Here is a 14,775-nt window from a genome sequence, read left to right on the forward strand (position 1 = left end):
GGTGTCACCGCTCTCCTGTTGTTGATGTGCCTAGTCCGAACTGGGCCGGATCAACCTTGCCAAGATGGTTCAGCATCTGATCGGTGTTGAAGCCGTTCAGGTTCTGCCCGGACTTGGACTGATCGCCCCCGTCGATCTGCGCCTGCTGACGGCTCTCTTTTTCCGCCGCCACTTCCTCGATGGTTTTCATCTGGAAGCCTTCCTGGAACACCACCGTGACCTCATTGCCGGCGCCGATCGGAATCACCGGGTGATACTGTTCGGCGCGCTTGATGTAGTAGTCGCTGAGGGTCGACGCCGCCTTGCTGGCGCCCCCGCCCAGGGCCGATTTGGCAATGTCGCCGGCGCCCATGCTGGCCGTTGCGCCCAGGCCAACGGTCGGCTGCGCCGCCCGGCCGGCACCTTCACCTAACCCATCAAGGAACCCGGCGCCCCAGGCAAAGCCGAGGATTTTGCCGTTACGCATCACCACCTCACCCTTGACGCCGTTCTTGCCCATAAAGGAAACGTGACCGTCGATGTCCTGATCGATAATGTCGTCACCGCGGATGCAGCTGATTTTGCGGGTGCGCACGATGGCGCGTTCGCTGGAGACGTCACCGTAGGCCTCCATGCTGATAAAGCAGCCGGTCGCGTCGTAGGTCTTGCTGTTCGGCATCTCGATCCGGCCGGTCAACCGTACCTGCATCGGCACCGTGGCCGTGTTCCCGGTCACCGAGGCGTTGGCATCCGCCCCCTCAATCAGGATGGATTTGGCAAAGCTGCCGGTCGGGATATAGGGGTACTTCTTCTTTGGCTTGCCGGCGTCTTTCGGGCGCAGCACCTTGCGATATAACTGGCCCGGCACCGGAACAGGCGTGTAGTCCACCACCGGCGGAGGAACCGCGCCGCGCCCCGGATAGAAGGCGGTTGGCGGCGGCACCGGGCCGCCTGGCGCCGGAGGGAAAGCTGACGGCATCGGCTCACCTTCCGGCGTAACACCGGCAGCAAGAGGGGGAATGGCGGTGGCGCCGGGCGTGGTGCTCCCTGGTGTTGGGCTCCCGTCGCCACCTGTCTGGTTATTGAGCTTGCGGTTTTCGTCTTCCAGTGTGCTGATGCGCTTCTGGTCTTCCTGGTGCGCCTTACTCAGCATGTCGATCTCCTGACGCAGCGACGAGAACTGCTTGTTGATTTCGGCCTGCGCCACCTGGGTTTGCGTGATGGCGTTTTCGGTCGCCCGCTCGCCGAAGGTGTTGTCCACCACCCCGGTCAGATCCGGGGCCGGTTCGCTGGCCTGCGTCGGTTCACTCTCACCGTCCTGCGAGACGTACCAGCCCACGCCCACGGCCGCGGCAAGCGACAGCGCAACGCCGGCCGCCCACAGGAACTGTTTGCGTTTGACGATGACATTAATGTTGGCCATCGGCGGCCTCCCCGGAGAAGGTGATCCACACACCTGCGCGGCCGCCGGCAACTATCTGGCGGGTTGGCGTGTCAAACATCACCGCCCGCACCCCGGCCGTCCAGAAATCGTGCTCGTTTACCCAACGCGGGGACGTGCCGGGATTAGTCACGGTAAAGCGCACCACCTTGAGGTTGTGCCCTTTCCAGACCTGAGCAGCTTCGGCACGCAGACCATAAGGCGCAGCCAGCTGCTCGGCGGTCACCGGCACCTGGCCATAACCTACCGGCACCCCCCCTTCCATCAGTGACCGGTTGAGGTCGACCAGCATCGACTCATACGGCTGTGACTGTTCCCAGATCCGGGCAGGCTCGGACACGCCACGATCACCACTGACCAGCTGGAACGTGCGGCCACTGCCGGCGCGTGGGACTGCGCGAATGGAGAAATTCATCCCGCGCTCAGTTTCAATGACGAAGGTGAAGGGCTTTTTGTTGAGCGTACTGAGCACCAGCCCGCCGTTGGCGGTCGGTTCATACCGCACCAGGTTCTCGTCAACGCCGGACACTGCCAATACGCTGTCACCGGGGACGTTGAACAGGTTGGGTTCACTGTTACTCAGCGCCACGGCCGCCTGACTGCCGTTCTGCAAAGGAATGGTGACCGGCGCCAGCACCGTGCCGGCCTGTGCAGTGCCGGCAGCGATCAGCGCACAGACAATCAGCCATCCGTGGACGGGGTTATTGGTTTTCATCGGATACCTCGACAAATTTGGCCAGCCAGGTCACGCCGTCAGTTCTGTCGATATAGAGGGCGTAATGCTTGAGCACCGAGTCCGGCTTGCTGTCGCCGAACCAGGTTTTGAGTTCACCGCGGATATCGACTCGACCTTCTGCGGGATAAACGCGAACACCGGTTTTAAAGAACGCCGCATTAACGTCATTCTTTTTGATTTGGTTGGCCTCCTTGGCCAGCGTCAGCTTGAGTTCCTTCTGCGAGGCGGGCTTGACCATCGTGAGCAGAAATTGATGCGAGGCATCAACCGTCTCAGGGGAGACGTTGAGACGCAGTGAGACAAAGCTCAGCGCCATCTGCTCGAGATAGCCGGCGTCCATACTGTTCTCTGAAATCGCAAACGGCGCCTTGAACAACATGGGTATGGCGACGACCTGACGATCGCCCTGCAGTTTGTAATTGGTTACGGAGAGAATGACGTTAGAAACAATGCTCAGGAATAACAGCACACCGAGTAACACGAAACTCAGGGCGATAATCCTGTTGGAATTAAGTCTGGCTGAATGTTTCATTCCCTCACCCTATTTAATCCATTGCCGAAAACACGAAGGCGGCACTTTTTTATAAAGGTCACGCAACATAAAGGTGGGCAGATACCAGTACGCCAAATCGCGCAACCAGACGCTGCCCTTCCCTTTTTTAACCTTGCGTATTGCCAGATAAACCAGAGCCGCCACGATAATTCCCGCAATCTGTTTGCCCTGCCAAAAGAACCAGCAGGCAGAAAGCACAATGGGAATTAATTCGTCAGGGGTTAAACCAAACCAGCGGCCCTGGTTGTTCAGTGTTTTCGGGAAACGGTAAAGATTGATATCGTCTCCCGACATAACGCCTCCTCAGTAGCCGGCGACCTTCATGCCGACGTTGCCGATAATGGACAGGATGATGAAGCCGAACAGGAACTTGAAGCTGTGCGTAAAGACGTAGAGGCACAGCCCGGTCACGACCTCACCGAGGATGATCCACTTGTACATGGTGGAGCCGCTGCCGGCGGTCTGCTTAACGGTATCGTCACCCGTTTTAAGCAAGTCACCGGAAGCCCCCGCAGCCAACGCCAGCTGCGGGAACAACGCGGTCAGCACGGCAAAAGGCAGAACGAGTTTGAGGAAATTCACGACGCGTTGCCGAGAAAACAGCTTACGAAGTGAAAACCCCTGACGTTGGGCAACAGAAGGCCCCTGAGCGCTTAATAAAGCATTCATTATTAAATTTCCTATAAAATAAAAATCACGTATGGATATGTTTTAATATCCAGATATGGTCGGTTTATTTAAAGTGTGATTTGATATTTGTAGTTAGCCTCCTTATTAAATTCAGATATTAGTTTGTTAAAATTTAAAACTCTTGCCCTGGGTAGCGATGTCTCGGACTTGCTGAAGATGGTCTGTGAGCCTCAAAAGAGCCTCCTGACGCTTTGTTCTCCCAGACCTATTTGCAGCATGTGTTAGCAGTTCATTCACCTCAGGACCAAGCTGCAGGGTGATAGAAACAGAACTGTACTCATGTTCCGATTGAGATTTTTCCATAAAAACCGTAAGTTATGTTAGTTAACGAGGATGAAAAGCCATCAGAAGACAAAAAATCCCTGTTACATCTTACACTTACAACAATAGTCATAAGAACGTCACAAACACTGGATGCAGTAAAACAGTCAGTACTACACTGAGAGTGGACCAACGCTACTTGATCACACTCCACACACATTAAAGTATAGGCAGAAAACATTATAATGCAACAAAAACACATTAAAACATCAGAAGAAAATCATATGTCATTGAAAATGATAGGCGAAAACCTTACTTACCTCATGCGTTTGCATGGTGTTGACGCCAATCGGCTAAGTATCGAGACAGGGATCGGTATAGCAACCATCAACAATCTTAGAAAGGGAGTTGGTAATCCAACGATATCGACTCTTACCTCCATTGGAGATTATTTCAACGTTAAAGTAGGTGACCTTACAGATAATGACTTGAGAGTTACTGGAGAAGTTAGTCAAAATGTAAAATCAATACCCCTTATAACCTATAGTGATATTGAGAGATATCTAGCAAATAAGATCAGATCAACAGGCACATACACAACAGAAGTTGATGATATTGAAGATGATTCGCTTTTCGCTGTTGAAATAACAAACAACTCACTCTCCCCAGAATTAGATCGTGGCACATATTGCGTAATATCCTTAAAAGAACAATATTGCGATGGTGATATTGTTTTAGTTAAATTAAAGAATTACCCAATATGTTTGAGAAGAGTTTTCGTTTCAGATGGAAACTTACAATTTACAAACATATCGCTCGAATCAGACAACGTTGCCAAGTCTTATAGTGACTACACAATCGTCGGGGTGTTATTAAAAACAGTAAAGAGGATGAAGTAAAATATGGAATTATACAAAATCAGTATGTTTATAAAGAGGATATTTACTCCTTGTTATATATACACATTAGATCGCAGTGTTGAAAGGACTTCGGATGGATATTGGCTGTTCAAAGAGTTCGGAACACATACGTTTGTAAAAAAAAGTTGGAATCAACTAGTTGAGGGAGATTTTTTAAGGCATGTCAATCCGAAAGACATAGCTCATATAGCAGAAACCGAATCAAAGCTTAAAATAGAATCAAGTAAATATACAATTTTGGAAGAAAAAAGAAACTGTACTTGGACTCTAAGGAATGGGATTAACTCAATATCAATATCAGGCATAGAGTTTGTGAGAAACAGAGATATCGTTGATAAAACTGATTCATTAGATGCAACAAAAATTGCATTTTATACAGGAATAAAAGAAGGCAGAGAGCTCTCTGCCCAATCAAAAAATCAAAACTTAAAAATAAATCCTAAAAAAACAAAACTTACATTAATCAAATAAACCAAGGTGTTACATGTACATGTTCACCAAGGTTAACTACACTAAACGCGCTATTATCAATGAAGGAAACCTCTTTAGTTCCATTCTTCCATTGAGAACACGCAGCTGGAGAAACTGACACCAGGGTATCTCCAATCTTACGTTGAAAAAGTGTATGAGCATGTCCTGAACCAATAAAGGAAACATTCAAACGCTGGCAAACATCAAGAAATTCAGATGCGTTCATCAACATACAATTATCTACAATCGGGGTGCCAACTTGAATAGGATGATGATGTAAGAATACAGCAATTTTTTTACTTTTACTTGCTAAAACTTCCTTTTCAAAATCAACCAAATCTTTCTTTTTTATAAAACCATAATCCTCATTATCCACAACAGAATCGACACTCAGTATACGCCAATCCTGATTACAAAATGAATTAACATTTAAACCACAATCATATTTCTCGGAAACATAATGCAACCCCTGTTTGTTATCATGATTTCCAGGTATAACATAAACAGGTAAGGAAACATGACTCATCGTTTTAAAAAACTTCTCGTAAGACGCATCTCCACCATCATGAGATATATCTCCAGTAACCATGATTAAATCTGCGCTAATCTGATCAAGATTTGACTCAATAAAGTTAATAATATATTTCAGGTTAGAAAGGTGTTTTAACCCAACCTTATTCTCTTCAGAATAAATATGTGTATCAGTGATTTGTATAATCTTCATGGCAAATCCTTCTGCTATTACTTGAACGGGTTGTAAGATGTACCCCAATCATAGTGGTCGGTTTTTTCAATTCTTTTTACAATACCGACCAAATATATAGCAAGGGGTAACAAGATTATTGAGACAACGACTTTATATGACCATGTTGTACTGATAATATTTACTAACTCCGTGAATGTGTACTTACCGGATAGACTAATTGGATAAGCCGTTAGCAATAAAGCTGCTTGTGTTGTCATAGAACCTACGATATATCTCACAAAAAAGTACTTTCCAGAAAACACTATTTTCATTTTCGATATAATAAATCCGTTAACAAAATATGATACTGGTACAGACACCCAAGTCCCAATCATAACCCTCCAGAACTCGTGGTATAAAAAATAATAACCACTTGCAATAGCATTCTCTTCAGGTTGTATAATAGCAGCTACATTAAGAATCAAAACATATAAGCTTTGACATATAACCATTATCCAAATGGCTCTTACAGACAACTTATAGCCATATACCTCTGTTAGGAGTGTTGAGATTAAAAAACACAACGAAAATACAATACCACTTGCAGTTATTTTGAAACCATACACATCGAGAACCTTGTAAACCAAGGTATCACATGTAATCATTATGGTAACAGTTAGCCCAACAAAAAAGCCATATAGTTTTAGATTTCCTTGCATACACACTCCTTTGATAAATTCAATGTCACTTTCACTTTGATTATAATAGATATATTTGAAATTACACTAAAAACCTACTTTCAATCATCATCATGTTCAAAGTTATCGCTAACCAAAAAGAACCGTTGCAAATCTTCTTGAACCGAGTCTTTTATTTCAGAAATGATTTGCTGATAGTTATTAAGTTTTGGCTTATCTGCAACGTGTGGAGCTAGAGTACTTGCACCAAGAACCTTTGCCATTGCAAGTTGAGTTTTCAATACGTTTTCTAAAAGTGTTTTGTTAAACTCCGTCTGATTAAAAGGGTCATCTTTTCTTTCCATCTGTGCCTCATAGACTCTGAGACCGAGTTCAAGAAGCATGGAAATAACACTAGATGTACTTACTTCAGTTTCAGCAGCCCCTTCTTGACGGCGCTGTTCAACAATTGCATGAATCTTTTCAACCGCCTCCTTGCTGACATATGCTTGAATTCTTGCCATATATTTTTTACTCCATGACATTATTAGCTGACAGATAATCTGTATGTATTTTAAGTTGGCATGCACGAATCAAATCCGACTCTAATTGCGAGTCTAATGATAGCTATAAAAGCAAAAACATACAACTCGCCTCTAGGGGCGAGTCTGTTTATCTATATGAAATTTAGAGATAACTCTATATAGAGTTGTGTATAAACTCGAATGAAGACTCTAGTTAGAGTCTTTTACAACTCTAATTTATCAATATGTAAAAATATAACAGTAAGATATAACTTACAACCTGCTGTTTTAAATAAAAATTTCTGCAAAAAACAATTTTGCGTGGGGTGTGGTTCTGTTAACCAAAAGAGCGCGAATTTGTTGACTCGAGATCCCGAAAAGGCTAGATTTTCACCAGGGCTAGGAATTTTAAGGATAACATGAAGAACCTCATCGCAGTGTTAATGCTATTCAGTTCAACGGCCGCTATGGCTGATTGTTTTGACATGGCGGGTCGTGATTATCACATCGACCCGGATCTGCTACGTGCTATTTCATGGAACGAGTCACGGTTTAATCCCGTGGCTATCGGTCCAAATCCTACAACAGGGTACGGCGTGGGGTTAATGCAAATTGACTCCCAGCACTTTAATTCGCTCTCATCGATAGGGGTTTCAGAACGGCACCTGAAGCAAGATCCGTGCATGAACATCTACACCGGTGCTTATTATCTCGCGATTGCCTTTAAGAAGTGGGGAGCGACCTGGCAGGCAGTAGGTGCTTATAATGCAGGATTTAAAGATTCGCCTAAGCAGGCGCAACGACGTTACAAGTATGCAAGCAAAATCGAAAAGACCTACCGGGCGATAAAAGCCAGCAAGCAGCAACCCCTCCTCGTCCAGAACCCGTAGTTTATCCACATATGCACATAAGACAAAGCCAGTGAAGTTTCCCATCCCCCTAATGGGAAACGAACGGGAGCGGTTATTTCACCGGGACAAGGTGAAATAACGTCGATTGTGTAGATGTGGGTAAGCCGACCACAGAGTTAACGAACACCTCCAAAAAACGGTCGCGTTTTTTGGTGCTAACCTGGGCGCCCCTTTGGGGCAGCGGGAGCGGGAAATTTATTTCCCGCTGGGCGGGCGGGGAGAATAAGAGACGCCCCCTCGATGGGGACGTCTCTTATCAGCGCGCTACCACTCAAAAACCTCGTGGCCGGGAAGAATGGATGCATCACAATCAAAATGGATGTAGCCTATGCGATGATATTTTATCTGGTGAATTAAAAACCGCCTCAGCGCTTTTGACGCTCCTTGCGACTTTAATACCCGCAGCCGCCAGCGATAATCCGTCAGCACCAGAATATAACCGTACTGGATGTTAACCACCCAGGAACGAAAAGCCGCCTGCCCTGCCATTGTCGCTAACAGCTCGTTATCTTCCGATGTAAAATGTGCCGTACTGCATACCCGTAAATTTTCCGTTTGCATCTTTCACCCCGTTATTTCATACTGTCCGCGTTGTATTAACTGTACGTTCTGTAGCAGTGTTCGGCCCCGGTATTGATGGGCGTCATTACCGGGGCACCCTGTTACTTCATTCGGTTTTTGAATTCATCCGCAATCAGCCATAACGCACGGTTCAGTTTTATATCGCCATCAATACCGTTGACCGCCCGCGTCTGGGTATTTTTCCCGGTCGCGCTTTTACCGGGTAATCCGCCTTTAATCATGTTTTCCTGAACGCGCTGGAATGTCGTCCATAAATCGTTGCCGTAATCTTCACGCCGCCGCGGACGCAAAACTTGCGACGGCGTGATCGGGGATTTATCTTCGTATTCGTAGCGATAACTTAACGCCGCCCGCGCAAATAATTCCTGATCGCGCTCTGACAGTGAAATGCATTTCATGGTATCGAGGTCATTATCTACGCGGTCAAATATGCCAAGCACTTCATAGGCACCTTCAATCACCTGCCCGACTACGTCGCCTTTATGCGGGACACGAACATCACCGAACGATTGACCAAATACCATTCCGTTGGCACAGACATAGCGGAACATCCCCGGGATCATTTGGTAACTGCTGCTCCCGTCGTGGCTGTTCAATAATACGATTTCGGGTACTTCCTTATTGCCGGAGACAATCATATTTTCCCTACGCAGCCGCAGCATGTGTTTGGTATGGCCGCGTTTGCTTTCATCCCGGACGCGCGTCTGGCAGGCATAAAACGGCTGAAAACCTTCCTCACGTAATTTATCCAGCAGCGTAATGGTGGGGATATAGGTATAGCGATCACTGCGCGAATCGTGTTTATCTTCAGAAAACACGCTCGGCACTACGTTCATTAATTCGTCGTTGGTTAATGGGCGGTCTTTACGGATGGCGTTATAACGGCCAAAACGGGAAGTCAGACGCATGATATTCTCCTTTCTCTTTGAGTAATGCCGGCCAATTTTTTTAGACCGGCGATGAATTAACGGTATGAGTGATTGATAGCCAGCTGAAGGTGCAGCCGATAACGCGCATGCTCCCAGGCAGTGACGCCGGTCTCGCCAAAATAGGCACCGGCCAAACGCTGCGCCGTAATCCAATGTTGCGCGACGGCATACGCAATTTTCGGTTTATCGGACGGCGAGTTATCGACGCCGTTAAACACCACCCGATCCGTCATCGTGTTAAAAATTTCATACAGCGATTGCGCCAGTTCGTCAGGGGACAAATACACGCCGTGTAATTCCTCCATCAATGCCAGTTGACGGATCATGATGCTTTCCGCGTCGGGGTATTTTCCCGCCCATCGTTTGGAAGATTCTTTGGTGGCGGTGTTGACGTTTTGCGTGTTCATCCTGCGCTTGCTCCTCTCTGGTGGTTATTCCATCGTTCGGTGAGTTCCCTGGCGGCAAAGGGCGACGGAGCAACGGCGTAAGGAGACACGCAAGGGGCGAGACGAAAAGTTTTTACCTGGAAAAAGTTTTCGGTGAAGTGCATTTCACCCCTTGCGGGGCGACGCGACGGTTCTACGAACAGCCCTCTGCCGGGGAACGGCCGTCCGATGGCGCACCGGAAACGCAGCGAGGAGGAACACGGCCGACACGGCGACAAGCCGGGGCGACCTTAGCGTTCCTCGCCTGGGCGAGAAACAGTGAAAAGCGGCGCCGGCATCGCCGGCTGCAAGCGTGCCCATCGCGTGACGGATGGAAGCCCGTCAGGGGGGAGACGGCGTGCCGGCTCCCTGCGCAGCACGACAGCCGGGCCCGAAGGGCACGCCCAGGCATCATGCGAAAACCCGATTCACCGCAGGAATACCGGCTGCCAGCAAGGGAGAGGTAGGAAAACCGCCACCAGGTCTTTTTGACAGCGAACAAGAAAAGAGAGAATGGCCGGTGCCGCAGGTTCCGGCCTTTCGTTCTGTTCGTCTTTTACCGCGCAGTGCTGACCGGAGTCACCGCCACCGGAAAAAGGGCGGCGTGCCATCCTCCGTTTCCAGGTAGCACACGGCGTCGTCATCAAGCGCCCAGTTTTCCCGCCCCGATCAGTAAATTCGCCCGATAACGGCCGCAAATCGTTTTCTGTCATGCGGTATCGGGCAGGATCGCCCTGCCCGCCTCGGTTGTTAGCGATACATCGGCCAGCGCTTGGACGTCACGCGATACCAGAACGGCGTATACATCTCGCGCTGATAGGTCAGTGTCAGGCTGTTGCCGATCACCACGCGTGCCGGGATACCCAGCAGCGACAGCTGGATGTAACACATCCGCGCCGCCACCGGATCGATGTCCACACAGTCGGCGCGCAGCTGCGTTTGCGGGTTATAGCCGCGCGCCAGCATCACTTTGGCAAACGCGATCACCATCCCGCCCGCGCCGCAGGTCGGTTCCGACAGCGTGATATACGGCTCATTTTCCAACGCCGCCAGCCGATCACCGGCCACCAGTCCCGCCATCAGCTCGGAGAGATGGAACGGCGTGAAAAACTGGCCGATGTTGCCGCTGCCCAGCTCCAGCTCCATAAACAGCGAGCCGAGAAAATCCCCCATGCCCTGATCCAGCCCGATGATCAGCCACGAATACAGCTGCGCCATGCGCTGCTGGTCGGCTTTTTCATAGCGCTGGATGGTGGCCAGATACTCCGCCTCGATGTCCGGCGACTTTAACAGCAGATTTTCCAGCGCACAGGCCGTCAGTTTCACAAAATCGCTGAACACTTCGTAGCGATGGTGATAACGCGCCGTTTCACGAAACGTACTCAAAAACGCCTTGCGCGGATCATCGCCGGTGATTGTCCGTTTCCGTCCTGGTACAGGGTCGGCAGATTTTGACGGTTCGACCGTATCAGCCCTGACGTTCTTTTCCGCCGGGCGCACTGCATCGACGGGCACGGAAAACAGGGCATCAAAAGAGAGTTGTGACATCAATTAACCTCCGGGTCAGTGAATAGCCGCCCCAGATACGGCGGCGGCTCGCGTTATCAGGCCATCGCCCGCGTTAACTCCAGCGCACGCAGAACGTGCCCCCACTCACTGCCCCGCATCGACGGCACCCGCACCGATTTGCCCTTTCGAACACATCCGGCGATATGACGCCCGAACGACCGTAAATCCGGATCGACGTCGGCGGCGGCTATATCGCCGCGCGCGATCCGCCGCTGGCGTTTCACCTGCTCGCACTCAGCCTGCAGGCGCTTTACATACTCGTCGGTTACTGTCATGATGCTTGGGTCTGTTGATTTCATGGTTGAGACTCCATGTAGTTTGATAGAACGCCGGTCTAACTTTCCTAGGGGTAAACCGGCATGAGGAAGCAGCGGAAACGCTGCTTTTTTCATTTACGGGCTTGCGTCTCCCGGCTTAACACCTCCTTATTGATCCGCGCCAGAATGGCGCTGTGCGATAACGTCACCACATCGCGGAACTTAAAATAGCGATCGCCGACTTTTGCAAAAATGTAGGCAACGTCCCCGCAGTACATTTCGGCCAGCTTGAAAGTTTCGCTATGTGCGTCGCCCTCCCAGTCTTTCGGGTACATCACTGCGATGGCATCCATAAACGCCGCCAGCGTGATTTCTTCCACGTCGCTGCGTGCCTGCTGCTCGCGCCGTTGCCAGTACGCGGCCTCGGTGCTCGCATCCCACGCCATGCGGTTTTCGGTGCTGATTTCGGTCTGATACATCGTTTTTCTCCTCGGTTAGGGTGGCTTGCCACGGGTTAAATGCGGATCAACGTGCCGTAGTAAGGCAACTGGCGGCCATCGTCCCCGCGCCGCATCCGGCCATCGTCTGACACGTCGACGAAAACGCCGGTATCGAGACACAGCCAGATGAAGCCTTTTTGCATAAAGCGATACCCGGTTGTGCTCAGGCAAACAGGGCGCACAGGCTCGAGCTGTTCCACGGCGTACACCGTGCAACCCTGCGCGCGGGTTTCGCGCGCGAATCGCGCCACGGCATCAAACGGATTACAGGCGTTGGTGATGTGGCTGCAATTGAGGTTCACCGTGCCCCCGATGCACGGCGCCGAGAACTTGACGGAAAAGCGGCCGATCTCCTGAGTAGCAAACAGGCAGGCTTTTACATCCCAATCATCAGGCGATCCGTTAACGGCGGTGTTGATGCTCTGTTTCATAGTCTTATCTCCTTCTAGTGATAGACCGGGCAGCTGCGCCGCCGCCCGGCCGGTAAAATTTATGGGCGATCCATCCGGGCCATCGCGCATTCAAACTCAAATTTCCCCTCCAAATTTTCGAGCACATACGCCACGGCGTTGCTGCCCATTTCGCCGCACATCTCTGGCGCCAACGCCATCGCGTCCAGCCAGCAACGCACGATCATGTAAGGAACGCGGGGCTTATCACCAAAAGCGCCCACGTCTTTCCAGTTCGTCACCGAGTCCAGCACGTTATCGGCGATGGTCATCAGCAGCTCCATCAGCCGCTGCGCTCTTTCCGGTTTCCACTGATCGTTAAAATGGCGCAACTCGTTCAAGTAGCCCTGTTGTTCAGAAATGCGTTCAGCAGGCGACAAGCCCCAACCATAGGCTTCCGTCCACACATATCTTTCAGAGCGTTCCTTCGTGGCGGTTTTGACGTTGACGTTTTGTGTGTTCATGCTGGCATCCCTCTTCGGTGGTTGATTTATCTCTCGTCGGAACCTTGCGCGGCGAAAAGCTGACGTAGCGACGGCGAACGGGGGAACGCAAGGGCGCCGCTTGCGGCGTGCATTTCACCCTTGCGGGCACGCGGGCGACGGTGCTACAAAAGCGGCCGCGTAAGGGCCGATGAGAGATAACCACCGGTGAGATGAGCAGGAACACACCCGACGCGGCGATAAGCCGTGGCGACCTTAGCGTTCCTCGCCAGGGCGAGGAACAGTGAGAAGCGGCGCCGGCACCGCCGGCTGCAAGCGTGTCTTTCGCGTCAGCGATGGACGCCCGCAGGGGGGCGACGGCTTGCCGGCGCCATGCGCAGCACGACAGCGCGCCCGGACGCCCGGCGCCGCATCGTTTCGCCAGGCAAGTCGTTCAGAAGCGGCACATTCATGCCCGACAGTCACAGTGACTCTATCAACAGGAACCGTCTCCCCTGCTGAAAGAAGAGACAGGCCTGGCACAGGGATCAGAGAGCAACAAGCCGCAGTGGCGAAGCCACTGCAGCCTGTTGTCCGGGGTTAGCGGCCTACCAGGCGATTCTGCAGCCGCGCCGCGTTATCGATATGCGCTTCAGCGGACAACTCCGCGCTGATCAGACTGACCTGAAGACGCGCCTCCCAGAACGGCATGTCAGCCCAAAGATAACGATCCAGTTCGGCAAGGCACGGAAACCGCGCCGTCCACGCCATCACCAGCCCGCTCAAATCATCCTCGGCAAGTCCCTGCTGCTGCGCACGCCGTACCCAGCGGTCAAGCTCGCCCGGCGTGATGAACGCCAGCTCGACTTCCGCCTGCGCCAGCCGCACCTGGTAACGTCGCTGCTTGTGCCGCCGGAGTGTGGCATCGATGCGCGCCTGACGGGTGTGTTTCATCGTCAGCCGGTGTTCGAAGCGCTGTCGGCGGCGGCGGTTCACTTCCGGGAACAGCGTGTCACGGGTGTCGCCCGGCAACGGGGAATAACAGTGCTCCCCCCGGCTGGCAATCAGGATGTCGAGCGCGTCGATATAGTCTTCCTTGCGCGTGGCGCGGCGGCGATCGCCGGGCCGGTAGGTCACGTCTATCATGCGGATGTCCCTGGCTGAAATTGTGAGCCGCCCGGTTAACTGGCGGAAAAACGCCGTGGCATACGGGTAGGCGGATAACCGCCTGCCAGCTTCACGGCGGGCTTCGACCTGTGCGATGGCTTGCCAGACGGCCTGCCGGTACGGGTGCCACGGCACCAAAGCGAGATGATGGGGGATCACAGGCAATGCCCTCCCATCCGCAGCGCGACCGCCAGCTTTTCCGGCCGCCAGAACCCCAGCCGGTAATAGCCCGCCACGGTATGCAGCACCCGGTTGACCGTGGCCGGGGTGTAATGCTCATCCAGGTACAGCCACGCCAGCGACTGACCGCCGTCAAACGGCAGCGTCATTGACCAGTTCGGCACCTCCGCGCCCGCACTGCACAAATAGAGCGCCGTCGCCTCATCCCCTGCCGGGCTTATCCGGCACACCACCGGCACGCGCCCGCAGAACTCACAGCCCTCTTCCGCCACCACGCGCCAGCCTTCCGGCACCGCCAGTTGCCCCAGCACCGCGCAGTTGAGCATCATCCGGTACTCTCTGCCCCGATCGCGGTACTGCTCCAGTTCGTCGGCGCTCATCGCCGTCAGTGTTTCCAGATTGAATGCATTTTTCATCGCTGTTTTCTGCCGCCCGATGGGCGGCAGC

General features: G+C 51.6%; 22 protein-coding genes. 3 read left to right on the top strand and 19 right to left on the bottom strand.

Features of this window, described 5'->3' with window-relative positions:
• Positions 1 to 4: 4 nt before the first annotated feature.
• The 6 genes from traB to ACJ8PE_RS24040 form a co-directional block, all read right to left on the bottom strand.
• Positions 5 to 1,402, bottom strand: a complete 1,398-nt coding sequence (traB, locus tag ACJ8PE_RS24015; RefSeq protein WP_442536918.1) for an F-type conjugal transfer pilus assembly protein TraB — start codon at positions 1,400 to 1,402, stop codon at positions 5 to 7.
• The gene (traK, locus tag ACJ8PE_RS24020; RefSeq protein ID WP_442536919.1) at positions 1,389 to 2,135 is read right to left on the bottom strand and encodes a type-F conjugative transfer system secretin TraK; all 747 of its coding nucleotides are present in this window, start codon (positions 2,133 to 2,135) and stop codon (positions 1,389 to 1,391) included. Before traK ends, traB begins: the two co-directional genes overlap by 14 nt.
• Entirely contained in the window at positions 2,122 to 2,688 is a 567-nt protein-coding gene (gene traE / locus ACJ8PE_RS24025; protein WP_442536920.1) for a type IV conjugative transfer system protein TraE, read from the bottom strand. The genes traK and traE overlap by 14 nt, the downstream gene beginning before the upstream one ends.
• Positions 2,689 to 2,697: 9 nt before the next feature.
• Positions 2,698 to 3,003 carry a type IV conjugative transfer system protein TraL gene (gene traL / locus ACJ8PE_RS24030; protein ID WP_038883523.1) on the bottom strand — a complete coding sequence of 102 codons (306 nt, stop codon included), beginning with the start codon at positions 3,001 to 3,003 and terminating at the stop codon, positions 2,698 to 2,700.
• A gap of 9 nt (positions 3,004 to 3,012) precedes the next feature.
• Positions 3,013 to 3,378 carry a type IV conjugative transfer system pilin TraA gene (gene traA / locus ACJ8PE_RS24035; RefSeq protein ID WP_097103297.1) on the bottom strand — a complete coding sequence of 122 codons (366 nt, stop codon included), beginning with the start codon at positions 3,376 to 3,378 and terminating at the stop codon, positions 3,013 to 3,015.
• Between the two features lie 126 nt (positions 3,379 to 3,504).
• On the bottom strand, positions 3,505 to 3,702 hold the full coding sequence (locus ACJ8PE_RS24040; RefSeq protein WP_097103299.1) for a TraY domain-containing protein: 198 nt from the start codon (positions 3,700 to 3,702) through the stop codon (positions 3,505 to 3,507).
• 203 nt (positions 3,703 to 3,905) lie between these two features.
• Here ACJ8PE_RS24040 and ACJ8PE_RS24045 point away from each other — a divergent pair, with 203 nt between their 5' ends.
• Together ACJ8PE_RS24045 and ACJ8PE_RS24050 are read left to right on the top strand one after the other, a co-directional pair.
• A complete protein-coding gene (locus tag ACJ8PE_RS24045) occupies positions 3,906 to 4,559 on the top strand; it encodes a helix-turn-helix domain-containing protein (RefSeq protein WP_097103301.1) in 654 nt (217 codons plus the stop codon).
• Positions 4,560 to 4,562: 3 nt separating this feature from the next.
• On the top strand, positions 4,563 to 5,051 hold the full coding sequence (locus tag ACJ8PE_RS24050; RefSeq protein ID WP_442536921.1) for a hypothetical protein: 489 nt from the start codon (positions 4,563 to 4,565) through the stop codon (positions 5,049 to 5,051).
• On the opposite strand, the gene ACJ8PE_RS24055 is transcribed toward ACJ8PE_RS24050, so the two are convergent.
• The 3 genes from ACJ8PE_RS24055 to traM form a co-directional block, all read right to left on the bottom strand.
• Complete coding sequence (locus ACJ8PE_RS24055; protein WP_442536922.1) at positions 5,044 to 5,775, bottom strand: metallophosphoesterase family protein; 732 nt, start codon at positions 5,773 to 5,775, stop codon at positions 5,044 to 5,046. The two genes, ACJ8PE_RS24050 and ACJ8PE_RS24055, sit on opposite strands and share 8 nt — an antisense overlap.
• Positions 5,776 to 5,792: 17 nt before the next feature.
• Complete coding sequence (locus ACJ8PE_RS24060; protein WP_442536923.1) at positions 5,793 to 6,455, bottom strand: VUT family protein; 663 nt, start codon at positions 6,453 to 6,455, stop codon at positions 5,793 to 5,795.
• Between the two features lie 80 nt (positions 6,456 to 6,535).
• Complete coding sequence (traM, locus tag ACJ8PE_RS24065) at positions 6,536 to 6,937, bottom strand: conjugal transfer relaxosome DNA-binding protein TraM (protein WP_176589670.1); 402 nt, start codon at positions 6,935 to 6,937, stop codon at positions 6,536 to 6,538.
• Positions 6,938 to 7,356: 419 nt separating this feature from the next.
• Between traM and ACJ8PE_RS24070 the strand changes: the two genes are divergently transcribed.
• Positions 7,357 to 7,827: a transglycosylase SLT domain-containing protein gene (locus tag ACJ8PE_RS24070; protein WP_110147658.1), complete on the top strand. Its 471-nt coding sequence runs from the start codon at positions 7,357 to 7,359 to the stop codon at positions 7,825 to 7,827.
• Positions 7,828 to 8,112: 285 nt separating this feature from the next.
• On the opposite strand, the gene ACJ8PE_RS24075 is transcribed toward ACJ8PE_RS24070, so the two are convergent.
• The 10 genes from ACJ8PE_RS24075 to psiB form a co-directional block, all read right to left on the bottom strand.
• Entirely contained in the window at positions 8,113 to 8,409 is a 297-nt protein-coding gene (locus ACJ8PE_RS24075; protein WP_149543152.1) for a DUF5983 family protein, read from the bottom strand.
• 101 nt (positions 8,410 to 8,510) lie between these two features.
• A complete protein-coding gene (locus ACJ8PE_RS24080) occupies positions 8,511 to 9,338 on the bottom strand; it encodes a DUF932 domain-containing protein (protein WP_442536924.1) in 828 nt (275 codons plus the stop codon).
• A 56-nt stretch (positions 9,339 to 9,394) separates the two neighbouring features.
• The gene (locus tag ACJ8PE_RS24085) at positions 9,395 to 9,766 is read right to left on the bottom strand and encodes a dehydrogenase (RefSeq protein ID WP_442536925.1); all 372 of its coding nucleotides are present in this window, start codon (positions 9,764 to 9,766) and stop codon (positions 9,395 to 9,397) included.
• 768 nt (positions 9,767 to 10,534) lie between these two features.
• A complete protein-coding gene (locus ACJ8PE_RS24090) occupies positions 10,535 to 11,170 on the bottom strand; it encodes an N-6 DNA methylase (RefSeq protein WP_442536926.1) in 636 nt (211 codons plus the stop codon).
• Positions 11,171 to 11,388: 218 nt separating this feature from the next.
• On the bottom strand, positions 11,389 to 11,652 hold the full coding sequence (locus ACJ8PE_RS24095; protein WP_042785950.1) for a hypothetical protein: 264 nt from the start codon (positions 11,650 to 11,652) through the stop codon (positions 11,389 to 11,391).
• An 89-nt stretch (positions 11,653 to 11,741) separates the two neighbouring features.
• On the bottom strand, positions 11,742 to 12,089 hold the full coding sequence (locus ACJ8PE_RS24100; RefSeq protein WP_241389653.1) for a hypothetical protein: 348 nt from the start codon (positions 12,087 to 12,089) through the stop codon (positions 11,742 to 11,744).
• 35 nt (positions 12,090 to 12,124) lie between these two features.
• Positions 12,125 to 12,541 (bottom strand): protein TraE, encoded by a 417-nt coding sequence (locus ACJ8PE_RS24105; RefSeq protein WP_442536927.1) that lies wholly within the window; start codon positions 12,539 to 12,541, stop codon positions 12,125 to 12,127.
• Positions 12,542 to 12,600: 59 nt separating this feature from the next.
• Complete coding sequence (locus ACJ8PE_RS24110) at positions 12,601 to 13,023, bottom strand: hypothetical protein (protein ID WP_442536928.1); 423 nt, start codon at positions 13,021 to 13,023, stop codon at positions 12,601 to 12,603.
• A 558-nt stretch (positions 13,024 to 13,581) separates the two neighbouring features.
• Complete coding sequence (locus tag ACJ8PE_RS24115; RefSeq protein ID WP_442536929.1) at positions 13,582 to 14,307, bottom strand: plasmid SOS inhibition protein A; 726 nt, start codon at positions 14,305 to 14,307, stop codon at positions 13,582 to 13,584.
• Positions 14,304 to 14,744 (bottom strand): conjugation system SOS inhibitor PsiB, encoded by a 441-nt coding sequence (gene psiB / locus ACJ8PE_RS24120; protein ID WP_172906375.1) that lies wholly within the window; start codon positions 14,742 to 14,744, stop codon positions 14,304 to 14,306. Before psiB ends, ACJ8PE_RS24115 begins: the two co-directional genes overlap by 4 nt.
• Positions 14,745 to 14,775: the final 31 nt, after the last annotated feature.

It is taken from the genome of Serratia sp. CY74737 (genome assembly GCF_052166775.1).
GTDB classification, from domain to species: Bacteria; Pseudomonadota; Gammaproteobacteria; order Enterobacterales; family Enterobacteriaceae; genus Serratia; species Serratia ureilytica.

What these genes read in the sequence shown, in the direction of transcription:
- ACJ8PE_RS24085 (WP_442536925.1), bottom strand. Translation starts at nt 9,766, where the DNA reads ATGAACACGCAAAACGTCAACACCGCCACCAAAGAATCTTCCAAACGA.
- psiB (WP_172906375.1), bottom strand. Translation starts at nt 14,744, where the DNA reads ATGAAAAATGCATTCAATCTGGAAACACTGACGGCGATGAGCGCCGAC.
- ACJ8PE_RS24080 (WP_442536924.1), bottom strand. Translation starts at nt 9,338, where the DNA reads ATGCGTCTGACTTCCCGTTTTGGCCGTTATAACGCCATCCGTAAAGAC.
- ACJ8PE_RS24060 (WP_442536923.1), bottom strand. Translation starts at nt 6,455, where the DNA reads ATGCAAGGAAATCTAAAACTATATGGCTTTTTTGTTGGGCTAACTGTT.
- ACJ8PE_RS24070 (WP_110147658.1), top strand. Translation starts at nt 7,357, where the DNA reads ATGAAGAACCTCATCGCAGTGTTAATGCTATTCAGTTCAACGGCCGCT.
- traK (WP_442536919.1), bottom strand. Translation starts at nt 2,135, where the DNA reads ATGAAAACCAATAACCCCGTCCACGGATGGCTGATTGTCTGTGCGCTG.
- ACJ8PE_RS24045 (WP_097103301.1), top strand. Translation starts at nt 3,906, where the DNA reads ATGCAACAAAAACACATTAAAACATCAGAAGAAAATCATATGTCATTG.
- ACJ8PE_RS24075 (WP_149543152.1), bottom strand. Translation starts at nt 8,409, where the DNA reads ATGCAAACGGAAAATTTACGGGTATGCAGTACGGCACATTTTACATCG.
- ACJ8PE_RS24050 (WP_442536921.1), top strand. Translation starts at nt 4,563, where the DNA reads ATGGAATTATACAAAATCAGTATGTTTATAAAGAGGATATTTACTCCT.
- traL (WP_038883523.1), bottom strand. Translation starts at nt 3,003, where the DNA reads ATGTCGGGAGACGATATCAATCTTTACCGTTTCCCGAAAACACTGAAC.
- traB (WP_442536918.1), bottom strand. Translation starts at nt 1,402, where the DNA reads ATGGCCAACATTAATGTCATCGTCAAACGCAAACAGTTCCTGTGGGCG.
- traE (WP_442536920.1), bottom strand. Translation starts at nt 2,688, where the DNA reads ATGAAACATTCAGCCAGACTTAATTCCAACAGGATTATCGCCCTGAGT.
- ACJ8PE_RS24100 (WP_241389653.1), bottom strand. Translation starts at nt 12,089, where the DNA reads ATGTATCAGACCGAAATCAGCACCGAAAACCGCATGGCGTGGGATGCG.
- traA (WP_097103297.1), bottom strand. Translation starts at nt 3,378, where the DNA reads ATGAATGCTTTATTAAGCGCTCAGGGGCCTTCTGTTGCCCAACGTCAG.
- ACJ8PE_RS24055 (WP_442536922.1), bottom strand. Translation starts at nt 5,775, where the DNA reads ATGAAGATTATACAAATCACTGATACACATATTTATTCTGAAGAGAAT.
- ACJ8PE_RS24110 (WP_442536928.1), bottom strand. Translation starts at nt 13,023, where the DNA reads ATGAACACACAAAACGTCAACGTCAAAACCGCCACGAAGGAACGCTCT.
- ACJ8PE_RS24105 (WP_442536927.1), bottom strand. Translation starts at nt 12,541, where the DNA reads ATGAAACAGAGCATCAACACCGCCGTTAACGGATCGCCTGATGATTGG.
- ACJ8PE_RS24040 (WP_097103299.1), bottom strand. Translation starts at nt 3,702, where the DNA reads ATGGAAAAATCTCAATCGGAACATGAGTACAGTTCTGTTTCTATCACC.
- ACJ8PE_RS24095 (WP_042785950.1), bottom strand. Translation starts at nt 11,652, where the DNA reads ATGAAATCAACAGACCCAAGCATCATGACAGTAACCGACGAGTATGTA.
- traM (WP_176589670.1), bottom strand. Translation starts at nt 6,937, where the DNA reads ATGGCAAGAATTCAAGCATATGTCAGCAAGGAGGCGGTTGAAAAGATT.